Raw genomic sequence first — 13404 nt, 5'->3', positions numbered from 1 at the left:
GTACGCGGTTCCGCCGTCCGGGGCGCGGGCGCCGCACGGGGGCTGAATGTCTGGCTCGCCGGTTCCCTACGCGGTGCGCACGGCCTGGCGAAAGTCTTATGGGTCAGCGCGCGGCCCGGCCCAGGTGGCTCCCGAGTCCGAGGGCTGCGCTACAACGACCGCCCTACGCGGAACCTGCACCTTCAGGCGCTGTCGCGACGGCGGTCCCGGCGGCCTTGGATGGAGCGGCCGGGGCTGCCTCGCGGTCAGGCGCGAGCGGGTCGGTCACCGTGCCGGACTCCTCGTCGAAGAGCCCCTGCGCCAGCCTGGTCACCGCTGCGGGGACCGGCGGCGCCAGGTCGGCCACAACGCGGAGACCGGACAGGACGTCGTCAGGCCGAACGGCAGGTGTCACGTGCCGAACAACCAGCCGCAGTATCGCACAGGCCTTGTCGCCGGGCCTATCAGGCTGATGATCAAGGGCCTGCAGGTCGACGACGGCGGACCGTGCGTCGAAGCTCCGCACCCCGTTCTTCGTACGGCGCTCGACCTCGACGCTCTCCGCCGCGTTGAACGCTGCGACCGCCTTCTCGGCGTCCTCGACGGCTACCCCGTTCAGCCGCATCTCCCAGATGGAGGCGGTGAGCCGGTCCGCGAGACCCGAGGTGCGGGCCTCGACGGCGTCGGTGATGTCGAGACCGTCGGGCAGCGAGTCGTTGAGCAGCTCGCGCAGGGTGCCCGGGTCACGGGCCTCGGTGAGGGCGATCTCCAGGAACTCGGCCTCGCTGCCGGTGCCGGTGGGTGCGGCGTTGGCGTACGAGACCTTGGGGTGCGGCGTGAAGCCCGCCGAGTAGGCCATGGGCACCTCGGAGCGGCGCAGCGCCCGCTCGAAGGCACGCTGGAAGTCTCGATGACTGGTGAACCGGAGGCGGCCGCGCTTGGTGTAGCGCAGTCGGATGCGCTGCACTGCCGGTGCGGGCGGCGGGCCTTCGGGCTGTCGCTTGCCCAGTGGTTCTTCTCCTCGGTGCGGGGCGGACGCGGTGGCGCGCCGCCCACAAATACGGATGGCCCCGGCGTGTCCGGTCCGGCTCACCCCTGCGGAGCGGATTTCTCTGTCCGCAGGGAGATCTCTGGTTCGGGCACCGCGCTGGGCACAGTCGTTGTACTACCCAGAGTACGCGCAAGGACGCTTCCCGGTTCCCGGGGCTCCGGTTCCCGGGCTCCGCCGACCAGGGCCCGCCATGCGTCGCGCCTGGCCTGCCGCACGGTCTCGCGTGCCGTACGCAGCGTCTGCCGGGCCGTCCGGCCCATCGCGAGGGCCGCCCGTCCGGCCGGCGCCAGTACGGCGTCCCGCAGGAAGTGCCCGACCGGGGTGCACACGTTGCGGTAGGCCCAGGTCACCGGCGCCCCGACCAGGTGCCACGCCAGCCAGGCCAGGGCCCGCCCGACAGCCCGCGAGAGGAATCCGGCGACCCGCCAGGCAACGCCGAACGCGGCGGCGATCTCCCGGCCGACGGGCGTCAGGACGCGCCGGTACACCCACACCACCGGGATCACGAGCAGGACGGTGACCAGCCACCGCACGGCGGCCCACAGCCCCCGGCAGCCGGCCTCGATGCCGCGGACCAGGAGCTCGAGGAGCCAGGCGATGCCGTGGCCCAGCGGGGTGAGCAGTTCCCGGTACGTCCACGCCAGGGGCAGCACGATCAGATGCTCCACCAGCCAGGCGACGGCCAGCCCCAGCGGCTTGAGGACATACCGCCACAGCAGGACCACCGGCATCACGAGCACGACGGTGAGCAGCCACTTCACAGCGGTCGCGATCCCCCGTCCGGCCGGGTCCAGAAGCGCCCGCCGGAACCACAGCAGCCCGTGCCCGATCGGCGTGAGCACGTGCGCGTAGACCCATGTGACCGGCACCACGATGCCATACCAGACCCCGGGCACCACCACGTACCGCCACAGCGCGACCCACGGCCACACGAACACCGCCGTGGCCAGCCACCGCAGCCCGTGCCCGAGCGGGGTCAGCACCTGGGCGTACAGCCATCGGGCCGGAATCACGGCCAGTACCTCGAAGAGCCACGCCAGCGCGCGCCCCAGCGGGCGCAGCAGGATCCGGTCGGCGGCACGCGCGCCCACGACCAGGGCGTCCCACACCATCCGCACCGGCAGGACGAGCACGAGGACGACGATCCGCACCGGAATCCTGACGAGCGTGGTCAGACAGCCGTCACCGCTCTCGTACCGCGCGGGTGCCTGGTGCTTTCCGTATTCCATGCAGCTGATGACGCGAAGGCCCGGTCGGGGGTTTCCCCGACCGGGCCTTCGTCACCGAGCTGTCACCCGTCAGGAGCCGGGCGGTGTCACCTCACTGACGGTTCCTCACTTCACGACCGTCAGCGGAAGGAGCTTCTTGCCTGTGGGGCCGATCTGAATGCTCGTGTCCATCTGAGGACAGACGCCACAGTCGAAGCACGGCGTCCAGCGGCAGTCCTCGACCTCGGTCTCGTCGAGCGAGTCCTGCCAGTCCTCCCAGAGCCAGTCCTTGTCGAGACCGGAGTCCAGGTGGTCCCAGGGCAGGACCTCCTCGTACGTCCGCTCGCGGGTGGTGTACCAGTCGACGTCCACGCCGAAGGCGGGCAGTGCCTTCTCGGCGCTCTTCATCCAGAGGTCGTAGCTGAAGTACTCGCGCCAGCCGTCGAAGCGGCCGCCGGCCTCGTAGACCTCCCGGATGACGGCGCCGACGCGGCGGTCACCGCGGGAGAGCAGCCCCTCGACGATGCCGGGCTTGCCGTCGTGGTAGCGGAAGCCGATCGAGCGGCCGTACTTCTTGTCGCCGCGGATCTTGTCGCGGAGCTTGGTCAGCCGGGCGTCGGTCTCCTCGGCGCTGAGCTGCGGGGCCCACTGGAAGGGGGTGTGCGGCTTGGGGACGAAGCCGCCGATGGAGACGGTGCAGCGGATGTCGTTCTGTCCGGAGACCTCTCGGCCCTTGGCGATCACCTTGACCGCCATGTCGCCGATCTGCAGGACGTCGTCGTCGGTCTCGGTGGGCAGGCCGCACATGAAGTACAGCTTCACCTGACGCCAGCCGTTGCCGTACGCGGTGGAGACCGTACGGATCAGGTCCTCCTCCGAGACCATCTTGTTGATGACCTTGCGCATGCGCTCGGAGCCGCCCTCGGGGGCGAAGGTGAGGCCGGAGCGGCGTCCGTTGCGGGTCAGCTCGTTGGCCAGGTCCACGTTGAACGCGTCGACGCGGGTGGACGGCAGCGAGAGGCCGATCTTGTCCTCGGTGTAGCGGTCGGCGAGGCCCTTGGCGATCTCACCGATCTCGCTGTGGTCCGCGGAGGAGAGGGACAGCAGACCCACTTCCTCGAAGCCCGTCGCCTTGAGGCCCTTCTCCACCATCTCGCCGATGCCGGTGATGCTTCGCTCCCGCACGGGGCGCGTGATCATGCCGGCCTGGCAGAAACGGCAGCCGCGGGTGCAGCCGCGGAAGATCTCCACGGACATCCGCTCGTGCACGGTCTCGGCGAGGGGGACGAGGGGCTGCTTGGGGTAGGGCCACTCGTCGAGGTCCATGACGGTGTGCTTGGACACCCGCCACGGCACGCCCGACTTGTTCGGTACGACGCGGCCGATGCGGCCGTCCGGGAGGTACTCGACGTCGTAGAAGCCGGGGACGTAGACGCCGCCGGTCTTCGCGAGGCGGAAGAGCACCTCCTCGCGGCCGCCGGGGCGGCCCTCGGCCTTCCAGGCGCGGATGATCTCGGTGATCTCCAGGACCGCCTGCTCGCCGTCGCCGATGACCGCGCAGTCGATGAACTCCGCGATGGGCTCGGGGTTGAACGCGGCGTGGCCGCCGGCGAGCACGATCGGGTCGTCGAGGCCGCGGTCCTTCGCGGAGAGGGGGATGCCGGCCAGGTCCAGGGCGGTGAGCATGTTGGTGTAGCCGAGCTCGGTGGAGAAGCTCAGCCCGAAGACGTCGAACGCCTTGACCGGGCGGTGGCCGTCCACGGTGAACTGCGGCACCTTGTGCTCGCGCATCAGCGCTTCGAGGTCCGGCCAGACGCTGTACGTGCGCTCGGCGAGGACGCCCTGGCGCTCGTTGAGCACCTCGTACAGGATCATGACGCCCTGGTTGGGGAGCCCGACCTCGTAGGCGTCCGGGTACATGAGGGCCCAGCGGACGTCGCATTCGTCCCACGGTTTGACGGTGGAGTTCAGCTCACCGCCGACGTACTGGATGGGCTTCTGCACATGCGGGAGCAGAGCTTCGAGCTGTGGGAAGACCGAATCGACAGACATCGCGAACTTTCGAGAGCTGGCAGGGGTGACCATCCAGCGTACCGCGCTGCTCAGCCCTTCAGCGCCGACCGCAGCCGGGGCCTGGACGCCCTCGCCCAGACCTGCGGCAGTTCGCGCTCCCGGCCGGCGGCGGACGCCTCCTCCTCCCCGTACAGCAACCCCCAGGTGAAGGCGGTCTCCCCCGCCGCATGTGCCTGGACGGCCAGCGTGCGCAGGGTGTCGCGGGCGACGACGCTGTCCTGGTGGTCGCCGAGCACCGATTGCACGGCCTTCATCCGCTTGGCGAACTTCTTGGCGGGCTTCCCGAGCGCGGGCCTGGCGGCGGCCGCCGCGTAGCGGGCGCGCTTGGCGGCCTTGCGGGCCTCGTGCGTCGCCACGTCCCGGTCGTGACCGGGCGGCTGTTCGAAGGCGTGGGCGACACGGGCCGCCAGGCGCTCATAGTCCTTCCAAACGGCCCGGGGCAGCTCCTTGCCGGGGGCGTGGCCTGCGGCCTTGCGCAGCGGCGGGTCCGCGAGAAGCGCGTCGAGGCGCTCCAGGAGCGCCACATAGCGCGCGCCGTTCAGCGCGGCGAGGACGCGCTCCCGGGATTCGATGCCGTGGGCGGTGGACCATACGTGCAACCGGGCGGCGGCCGGCCCCAGGAGCAGGGTCTGCGGGACGCCGCCGAGGCGGGTGCGCAGGCGTTTGTCGAGCACCTCGTGGTCGCGTCCGGCGCCGAGCTCGGTGGCGAGCCACTTCAGCTCGTCGCCGACCGGGTCGGTGACGCTCCGGTCGAGGAGGGCGCGGTACGTCTTGAAGGCGCTGCGCAGCCGACGGGTGGCGACCCGCATCCGGTGTACGGAGTCGGGCAGGTCGCGCCGCACCGCCGGGTCGAGGGTGACGATCGCCTCGGCCTGGCGGCGTAGGTAGGCGAGGACGTGGTCCCCCGCGGTGACGGGGGCGCCCTGCCGCTCCTTCGTCCCGGGGGGCACGGAGCCCGATGCGGTCTCCTCCAGGGCCCTGGCCAGCTTGGAGGTGGAGGCCGCGGGCCGCACGCCCTTCTTGCACAGCCGCTTCTCGACGGCGTCCAGGAGCGCGGGGTCGCCGTCGTCGGAGAGCTCCACCTCGATCTCCGTCCAGGCCGCCGTGGGGCCGCCGCTCTCCGGCAGCCGCTGGGCGCAGACCTCGTCGACGCCGAGTTCGGCGAGGAGCCCTCCCTCGTCGTCGACGAGGTGGTGGACGTCGCGGGTGGTGAGGATCCGGACGACGGGGACGATCTCCGCGTCGCGGACCCGGGAGCGGAGCAGTGCGGCGAGTTCGCCGGGGAGCGTGTCGGCCGGCGGGGCCTGGATCTCGTCACGGACGCCGGGGGCGACGGGGAATTTGAGGTGCCAGCCGGCGTCGCTCCCGCCGGTCCTGCGCCGCAGGGTCAGGGAGTCCGCGGCAAGGCGGAAGTCATGGGTGTCGTAGTAGACGGCGTCGAGTTCGCTCACGCCCCGGTGGAGGACGGCCGAGACCCCGGGCACCTTCGTCAGGTCGGGCAGCCGGGTCTCGGTCGCGGCTTCGTACTTCCGCTCGATCTCTCGCTTGGAGTCCGCCATATACCGAATCTATCCGCGAAAGGGGCGGATATGCAGGGCGGTGTGTGCCGGATCAGGCCGTTATCGGCCGCTGCATCCTGATCGACTGGAGCAGTCCGATGGCCACCCAGACGGCGAACATCGAGGAGCCTCCGTAGGAGACGAACGGCAGGGGCAGTCCGGCGACCGGCATGATGCCGAGCGTCATGCCGATGTTCTCGAAGGCCTGGAACGCGAACCAGGCGATGATTCCGGCGGCCACGATCGTGCCGTAGAGCTCGGTGGTCTCGCGGGCGATGCGGCAGGCGCGCCACAGGACGACGCCGAGCAGGACCAGGATCAGTCCGGCGCCGAGGAAGCCGAGTTCCTCACCGGCGACGGTGAAGACGAAGTCGGTCTGCTGCTCGGGGACGAACTGGCCGGTGGTCTGGGTGCCCTGGAACAGGCCGGTTCCGGAGAGGCCGCCGGAGCCGATCGCGATACGGGCCTGGTTGGTGTTGTAGCCGACGCCGGCCGGGTCGAGCGCCGGGTTGGCGAAGGCGGCGAACCGGGCGATCTGGTAGTCGTCGAGCAGTCCGAGCTGCCAGATGGCGACGGCGCCCGCGGTGCCTGCGCCGAGGAGTCCGAAGACCCAGCGGTTGGAGGCGCCGGAGGCCAGCAGGACGCCGAGCACGATGACGGCCATGACCATCACGGAGCCGAGGTCCGGCATGCCCATGACGACGGCCATCGGGAGCGCCGCGAGGCCGAGGGCCTTGGCGACGGTCCGGTGGTCGGGGTGCAGCTGGTCGCCCGCGTCGACGCGGGCGGCGAGCAGCATCGCCATGCCGAGGATGATGGTGATCTTGGTGAATTCCGAGGGCTGCAGGGAGAAGCCGCCGGGCAGCAGGATCCAGGCGTGGGCGCCGTTGACGGTGGCGCCGAGCGGGGTGAGGACCGCCATCACGAGGAGCACGGACAGGCCGTACAGGATCGGCACCGCGCCGCGCAGGGTCCGGTGGCCGAGCCAGATCGTGCCGACCATCAGGGCGAAGCCGATGCCCGTGTTGAGGGCGTGGCGGAAGAGGAAGTAGTACGGGTCGCCGTGGGTGAGCGTGTCGCGTCCGCGGGTCGCCGACCAGACGAGCAGCGAGCCGATGAAGGAGAGCGCGATCGCCGAGCCGAGCAGCGGCCAGTCGAGGCGGCGCACGACGGAGTCACGGGCGGTGAGCCGGCCCCACGCGGAGCGCTCGGGGCCGTAGCGAGGGACAGAGAAGCCAGCCATCAGTCGCGCCTCCCCAGCACCGCGGCGAGCGTCTGCTCGGTGGGCGGCTTCTGCGAGGCGGGGTTGTAGGGCTTGATCTTCGGGGCGTCGATGGTGCCGTCCGTCTGGATCTTCGGCAGGGACTTCTGCGGCGTCGGCAGCAGGGCCTTCTTGATGTCCTGCTTGCCCGTGGCGTCGAGGCCGTAGAGCGCGTTGTAGATGTTGCGGACGGCGGGTCCCGAGGCACCGGAACCCGTACCGCCCTGGGAGATCGTCATGACGATCGAGTAGTCCTTGGTGTACGTGGCGAACCAGGAGGTCGTCTGCTTGCCGTAGACCTCGGCCGTGCCTGTCTTGGCGTGCATCGGGATCTTGTCCTGCGGCCAGCCGCCGAATCGCCAGGCGGCGGAGCCGCGGGTCGCGACACCCGCGAGGGCTTCGTCTATCTGGTTGCGCGTCTTCCTGGTGAAGGGGAGTTTGCCGTGCGACTTGGGCTCGATCATCTGGACGGACTTGCCGTCGCCGCTGACGATCGCCTTGCCGACGGTGGGGTCGTACAGCGTGCCGCCGTTGGAGATGGCCGCGTAGATCGTGGCCATCTGGATCGGGGTGACGAGCGTGTCGCCCTGGCCGATCGAGTAGTTGACGGAGTCACCGGCGCGCATCTTGTCGCCTTCGAGGCAGTTCTCGTACGCGATCTGCTCGACGTACGTGCCGCCCTTCTTGCCCTGCTTGCACCAGGCGTCGTGGTTGGCCTTGGCGAAGTTCTTCTTCCACTGGCGGTCCGGGACCCGGCCGCTGACCTCGTTGGGGAGGTCGATGCCGGTCTCCTTGCCGAGGCCGAACTGGTGGGCGGTCTTGTAGAACCAGTCGTTCGGGTTCTTCTTGGGACTGTTCCCGCCGTCCTTCTGCCACTCCTTGTGCGCGAGGCCGTAGTACACGGTGTCGCAGGAGACTTCGAGGGCGCGGCCGATGGTGATGCTGCCGTGGCCCTGGGACTCGAAGTTCTTGAAGGTCTGGCCGCCGATGGAGTACGAGCTGGGGCAGGGGTAGTTGCCGTCGAAGGGGTATCCGGCGTTGACGGCGGCGGTGGAGGAGATGACCTTGAAGATGGAGCCGGGGGCGGCCTGGCCCTGGATGGCCCGGTTCAGGAGCGGGAAGTTGGAATTCTTGCCGGTGAGCCTGGCGTAGTCCTTGGCGGAGATGCCGCCGACCCAGGCGTTGGGGTCGTAGCTGGGCAGCGAGGCCATGGAGACGACGCGGCCGGTCTTGGCCTCCATGACGACGACGGCGCCGGAGTCGGCCTTGTAGTTCTCGCCGGTGTTGGTGTCGAACTCCTTGCGGGCCGTCTTCATGGCCTGGTTGAGCTCGTACTCGGCGACGGCCTGGACGCGGGCGTCGATGGAGGTGACGACGCTGGCGCCGGCCTCCGCCTCGTCGTTCTTGGCCTGGCCGATGACCCGGCCGAGGTTGTCGACCTCGTAGCGGGTGACGCCTGCCTTGCCGCGCAGTTCCTTGTCGTACGTGCGCTCCAGGCCGGAGCGGCCGACCTGGTCGGAGCGGAGGTAGGGCGATTCGGTGTCCTGGGCCTTGGTGATCTCTTCGTCGGTGACGGGTGAGAGGTAGCCGAGGACCTGGGCGGTGTTGGCCTTGCCGGGGGCGGCGTAGCGGCGGACGGCGGTGGGTTCGGCGGTGATGCCGGGGAAGTCCTCGGCGCGTTCGCGGATCTGGAGGGCCTGCTGGGTGGTGGCCTCGTCGGTGACGGGGATCGGCTGGTAGGGCGAGCCGTTCCAGCAGGGCTGCGGGGTCTTCGCGTCGCAGAGCCGGACCTTGTCGATGACGTCCTTGGGCTTCATGTCGAGTACGTCGGCGAGCCGGGTCAGGACGCCCTTGCCGTCGTCGTCCATCTTCAGCAGCTCGGTGCGGCTGGCGGAGACGACGAGGCGGGTCTCGTTGTCGGCGAGGGGTACGCCACGCGCGTCGAGGATGGAGCCGCGGGCGGCGGGCTGGACGACCTGCTGGACGTGGTTGTTCTTCGCCTCGTCGGAGTACTCCTGGCCGTTGCGGATCTGGAGGTACCAGAGGCGGCCGCCGAGGGTGAGCAGCAGGGAGAAGACGAGGACCTGGATGACGATGAGGCGGATCTGGACCCGCTGGGTCCGTCCCGTCTCCGGAATATTGCTCACGGGGCGCCCCCGTTGGTGGTCGGGCTGGGGGTACGGGGGTGGCCCCCGGTGGTGGTTCGGCTGGGGGTACGGGGGGCGCGGTCGGCGGCCCCCGGGTGGTGCGGCCTCACAGTCGCTTGACTCCCTTGATCCGTCCGGCGCGCGCGGCCCGGTTGCGGGCGGCCTTGACGCGGAGTCCGCCGCGCTGGCTGCCGATCCGCAGCCCGGTGCCCGCGGCGAGCCAGCCGGCCGCGACGTCGCCGCGGCCGGAGGAGGACTCGGCCAGGGGGTCGTTCACCGTGCGTCTGGCGAGGGCCATGATCAGCGGGACGGTGAACGGCGCGAGGAGCAGGTCGTAGACGGCCGCGGTGAACAGCAGGCTGCCCAGGCCCACATGGCGGGCGGCCGTGTCGCCGACGAGGGCGCCGACGCCCGCGTAGAGCAGCGTCGATCCGATCGCCGCCGCGACGACCACGGCCATCGGGAGGAAGGCGGACTTGAGTTGCCCGTTCTCGGGCCTGGCCAGTCCGGCGAGGTAGCCGATGACGCAGAGCACCAGGGCGTAGCGTCCGGCGGCGTGGTCGGCCGGGGGCGCGAGGTCCGCGAGGAGGCCCGCGCCGAAGCCGATGAGGCCCCCGCTGACGTGCCCGTACACGAAGGCGAGTCCGAGGACGACCATGAGCAGCAGGTCGGGTACGGCGCCGGGGAGCTGGAGCCGGGCGAGTACGGATACCTGGACGACGAGGGCGATCACGACCAGAACGATGGAGAGCAGAGTCCGGTTGACGCGCATGGGGATCAGCTCTACCTCTGTTCGTTTACCGCGTTGTCGGCGTTCGGTGTCGCGTTCCCGCTGGGGTTCGGGTTCGGGCTGCCGCTGGGGGTCGCGCTCTCGTGGATGTTCCCGACGACTTTGCCGTTGGTGTCGACGATGTCGCCGTTGGGCGAGATGGTGACGGTGACGGTCGGGGTGGGCTTCGGCTTGGCGGCCTTGACGGGCTTCTTCGGCAGGACCGCGTCGCGCGGGTCCTCGCGGGGCGCCTGGACGACGATGCCGACGATGTCGAGCTTGGTGAAGCCGACGAACGGCCGGACGTAGACCGTACGGGTGAGGTCGCCGCCGGACGGGTCGACCCGGACGACCTCGCCGACCGGGACGCCGGGCACGAAGGGCTTGTCCTTGCTGGAGCCGAAGGTGACGAGCCGGTCGCCCTTCTTGACCTTGGCCTTGCCGTTCAGGAACTGGACGGACAGCGGGCGCGAGCCCTGGCCGGTGGCGAAGCCGAGTTCGTCGGTGGACTCCATCCGGGTGCCGACGGTGAAGTCGGGGTCGTTGGCCAGGAGCACCGTGGCGGTGTCCGGGCCGACGGTGGTGACGCGGCCGACGAGTCCGTCACCGTTGAGGACGGTCATGTCGCGCTTGAGGCCGTCCTTGGACCCGGCGTCGATGGTGACCGTCCAGGAGAAGCCCTGGGCCGCTCCTATGGCGATGACTTCGGCGGCCTTGATGCCGTACTGGCCGGCGTCCGACTTCTTGAGCATCTTGTCGAGCTCACGGACGCGGCTGCGGTTGCGGTCGTCACTGCCGAGCCTCGCCTTGAGTTCGGCGTTCTGCTTCTCCAGCGCGGCGATCTTGTCGTGGCGGGTGCCGGAGGCGCGTACGGCCCCTATGGCGTTGCCCACCGGGTCGACCGCTGCCGCCACGCCGTTCTCCACCGGCCCGAAGACGGTGGCGGCGGCCTGCCGGGCGCCGTCCACCGGTGACGCCTCGCCGCCGCGGATGTCCACCGTGATCAGTGCGAATGCGATGGCGATCAGCAGCACCAGGAGCAGCCGGCTCTCTCGTGTGTCCCTCACGTGCGGCGGCCGTGCCTTCCTCGTAGGAATGTTCGTGCCTGTATATCAACGATCCTCCGTGCGGAGCGGCAGCGTCCGCACGGAGGGCCGTTCGGGTTTCTACCGTCGGGGCTGGGCGTCCAGCACCTGCTGGAGCGCCTCGAACTCCTCGACGCACTTGCCGGATCCGAGCGCGACGGAGTCCAGCGGGTTCTCGGCGATGTGGATGGGCATGCCGGTCTCGTGGCGCAGCCGTTCGTCCAGGCCGCGCAGCAGGGCGCCGCCACCGGTGAGGACGATGCCGCGGTCCATGACGTCGCCGGAGAGCTCCGGCGGGCACTTGTCCAGCGTCGTCTTGACCGCGTCGACGATCGCGTTGACCGGCTCCTCGATCGCCTTGCGGACCTCGGCGGCGGAGATGACCACGGTCTTGGGCAGGCCCGAGACGAGGTCGCGGCCGCGGATCTCGGTGTGTTCGTCCTTCTCCAGTTCGAACGCCGAGCCGATGGTGATCTTGATCTGTTCGGCGGTGCGCTCACCGAGCAGGAGCGAGTACTCCTTCTTGATGTGCTGGATGATCGCGTTGTCCAGTTCGTCACCGGCGACCCGGATGGACTGGGCGGTGACGATTCCGCCGAGCGAGATCACCGCGACCTCGGTGGTGCCGCCACCGATGTCGACGACCATGTTGCCGGTGGCCTCGTGGACCGGCAGGCCGGAGCCGATGGCCGCCGCCATGGGCTCCTCGATGATGTGCACCTGGCGCGCGCCGGCCTGCGTCGACGCCTCGATGACGGCGCGTCGCTCGACCCCTGTGATGCCGGAGGGCACGCAGACGACGACCCGGGGGCGGGCCAGGTAGCGGCGCTTGTGGATCTTCAGGATGAAGTAGCGGAGCATCCGCTCCGTGATCTCGAAGTCGGCGATCACGCCGTCCTTCAGGGGCCGTACGGCAACGATGTTGCCCGGCGTACGGCCGATCATCTTCTTGGCCTCGGAGCCGACCGCGAGGATGCCGCCGGTGTTGGTGTTGATGGCCACGACGGACGGCTCGTTCAGAACGATGCCGCGCCCCCTGACGTACACCAGCGTGTTGGCAGTCCCGAGGTCGATAGCCATGTCACGGCCGATGAACGACATTGAGTTCCCCTTGTTCCCCATGAGGATGCGTCGGGCCTTCCAAGCGAAAGCGATGGCTTGTTTTGGTAGGCGGGATGAGCGCTGCGGGCGTGGAAGCTTCCATCGTAGTGCCGGAGACACCGACACAGCGCGAGGGTCCTTCGCCATGCTGAGCAGAACGGGTGGCCGTTCCACTCATGGTGACGTTACGTCGGAGGGATGCGTTCCCGCGATCGGGGACCCTATGCCGAAGGGCGGCCGAATTACTTCGGTCGCCCCAGGTCATGAGCGCTGTTCGGCTGACCCGAGGTCAGGAAAGACCGGGAAAGAACAGCTTCATTTCTCGCTCTGCGGACTCCTCGGAGTCCGAGGCGTGGATGAGGTTCTCCCGGGTGATCGTCCCGAAGTCGCCACGGATCGATCCGGGCGCGGCGGCGATCGGGTCGGTGGGGCCGGCCAGGGCGCGGACGCCCTCGATGACCCGCTCGCCCTCGGCGACCAGGGCGACGACGGGGCCCGACTGCATGAACTCGACGAGCGGCTCGTAGAACGGCCGGCCGACGTGCTCGGCGTAGTGCTGCTCCAGCGTGGCGCGGTCGAGGGTACGGAGCTCCAGCGCCGTGATCTTCCAGCCGGCCTTGCGCTCGATGCGGCCGACGATTTCGCCGACCAGACCGCGACGGACGGCGTCGGGCTTGAGAAGAACGAGGGTGCGCTGGGTCATGTGCGGCTCCTTGCAGGCATACGGGTGCGGTGAAGCGAGATTACAGGGGTACGGCGACGGGCCGGCGGCCGGGCTCAGCCGCCGGGTGGCCGGGCTCCCGCACAGGGATCAGCCGCCGGCGGGCGCCTGCGCCGCCTCCTGCGCGGCCCACCGGGCCTTCGCCTCGTCGATCTTCCGGCCGTAGTGCACGGAGGCCCACCACAGGGCGCCGAAGGCCACGCCGAGGATGAACATCATCGGGACGACGAAGCCGCTGGCGACCAGGGCGATCTGGAGCGCCCAGCCGAGCTGTATGCCCCCCGGGCGGGTGATCATCCCGCAGAGCAGCACGGAGAGCAGCATGCCGATGCCGCAGACCGTCCAGACCGTGGCGGACGTGAGGTCGTCGGACTTCATCGCGACGAGTCCGGCGAATCCGATCACGAAGAACTCGCCGATCAGCGTCGACGCACAGAGCGTACGCACGGG

At 69.9% G+C, this 13404-nt stretch carries 11 protein-coding genes; all 11 read right to left on the bottom strand.

Annotated elements, in window-relative coordinates; translation table 11 throughout:
* Positions 1–163: 163 nt before the first annotated feature.
* The 11 genes from ABTX18_RS05450 to ABTX18_RS05400 all read right to left on the bottom strand — a co-directional run bounded on the left by ABTX18_RS05450 (position 164) and on the right by ABTX18_RS05400 (position 13401).
* Entirely contained in the window at positions 164–946 is a 783-nt protein-coding gene (locus ABTX18_RS05450) for a TIGR03936 family radical SAM-associated protein (RefSeq protein ID WP_352121420.1), read from the bottom strand.
* Positions 947–1068: 122 nt separating this feature from the next.
* Positions 1069–2259, bottom strand: a complete 1191-nt coding sequence (locus tag ABTX18_RS05445; RefSeq protein WP_352121419.1) for a hypothetical protein — start codon at positions 2257–2259, stop codon at positions 1069–1071.
* Positions 2260–2364: 105 nt separating this feature from the next.
* Positions 2365–4290 (bottom strand): TIGR03960 family B12-binding radical SAM protein, encoded by a 1926-nt coding sequence (locus ABTX18_RS05440; protein WP_352121418.1) that lies wholly within the window; start codon positions 4288–4290, stop codon positions 2365–2367.
* A 50-nt stretch (positions 4291–4340) separates the two neighbouring features.
* The gene (locus ABTX18_RS05435; protein WP_352121417.1) at positions 4341–5870 is read right to left on the bottom strand and encodes a CYTH and CHAD domain-containing protein; all 1530 of its coding nucleotides are present in this window, start codon (positions 5868–5870) and stop codon (positions 4341–4343) included.
* 52 nt (positions 5871–5922) lie between these two features.
* Positions 5923–7113 carry a rod shape-determining protein RodA gene (gene rodA / locus ABTX18_RS05430; RefSeq protein ID WP_352121416.1) on the bottom strand — a complete coding sequence of 397 codons (1191 nt, stop codon included), beginning with the start codon at positions 7111–7113 and terminating at the stop codon, positions 5923–5925.
* Complete coding sequence (gene mrdA, locus ABTX18_RS05425; protein ID WP_352121415.1) at positions 7113–9278, bottom strand: penicillin-binding protein 2; 2166 nt, start codon at positions 9276–9278, stop codon at positions 7113–7115. The genes rodA and mrdA overlap by 1 nt, the downstream gene beginning before the upstream one ends.
* A 106-nt stretch (positions 9279–9384) precedes the next feature.
* Entirely contained in the window at positions 9385–10050 is a 666-nt protein-coding gene (gene mreD / locus ABTX18_RS05420; protein WP_352121414.1) for a rod shape-determining protein MreD, read from the bottom strand.
* Positions 10051–10061: 11 nt separating this feature from the next.
* Entirely contained in the window at positions 10062–11114 is a 1053-nt protein-coding gene (mreC, locus tag ABTX18_RS05415; RefSeq protein ID WP_352121413.1) for a rod shape-determining protein MreC, read from the bottom strand.
* A gap of 99 nt (positions 11115–11213) precedes the next feature.
* The gene (locus ABTX18_RS05410; RefSeq protein WP_352121412.1) at positions 11214–12233 is read right to left on the bottom strand and encodes a rod shape-determining protein; all 1020 of its coding nucleotides are present in this window, start codon (positions 12231–12233) and stop codon (positions 11214–11216) included.
* Between the two features lie 289 nt (positions 12234–12522).
* Positions 12523–12936, bottom strand: a complete 414-nt coding sequence (gene ndk / locus ABTX18_RS05405) for a nucleoside-diphosphate kinase (protein ID WP_024492992.1) — start codon at positions 12934–12936, stop codon at positions 12523–12525.
* 108 nt (positions 12937–13044) lie between these two features.
* Positions 13045–13401 carry a DUF4233 domain-containing protein gene (locus tag ABTX18_RS05400; RefSeq protein ID WP_352121411.1) on the bottom strand — a complete coding sequence of 119 codons (357 nt, stop codon included), beginning with the start codon at positions 13399–13401 and terminating at the stop codon, positions 13045–13047.
* Between the last annotated feature and the right edge of the window lie 3 nt (positions 13402–13404).

The organism is Streptomyces sp. NPDC096323 (assembly GCF_040302845.1).
Taxonomy (GTDB): domain Bacteria; phylum Actinomycetota; class Actinomycetes; order Streptomycetales; family Streptomycetaceae; genus Streptomyces.
This window is presented reverse-complemented; position numbering and strand designations above follow the sequence as displayed.

What these genes read in the sequence shown, in the direction of transcription:
- ABTX18_RS05445 (WP_352121419.1), bottom strand. Translation starts at nt 2,259, where the DNA reads ATGGAATACGGAAAGCACCAGGCACCCGCGCGGTACGAGAGCGGTGAC.
- ABTX18_RS05440 (WP_352121418.1), bottom strand. Translation starts at nt 4,290, where the DNA reads ATGTCTGTCGATTCGGTCTTCCCACAGCTCGAAGCTCTGCTCCCGCAT.
- ABTX18_RS05435 (WP_352121417.1), bottom strand. Translation starts at nt 5,870, where the DNA reads ATGGCGGACTCCAAGCGAGAGATCGAGCGGAAGTACGAAGCCGCGACC.
- rodA (WP_352121416.1), bottom strand. Translation starts at nt 7,113, where the DNA reads ATGGCTGGCTTCTCTGTCCCTCGCTACGGCCCCGAGCGCTCCGCGTGG.
- mreD (WP_352121414.1), bottom strand. Translation starts at nt 10,050, where the DNA reads ATGCGCGTCAACCGGACTCTGCTCTCCATCGTTCTGGTCGTGATCGCC.
- ABTX18_RS05410 (WP_352121412.1), bottom strand. Translation starts at nt 12,233, where the DNA reads ATGTCGTTCATCGGCCGTGACATGGCTATCGACCTCGGGACTGCCAAC.
- ndk (WP_024492992.1), bottom strand. Translation starts at nt 12,936, where the DNA reads ATGACCCAGCGCACCCTCGTTCTTCTCAAGCCCGACGCCGTCCGTCGC.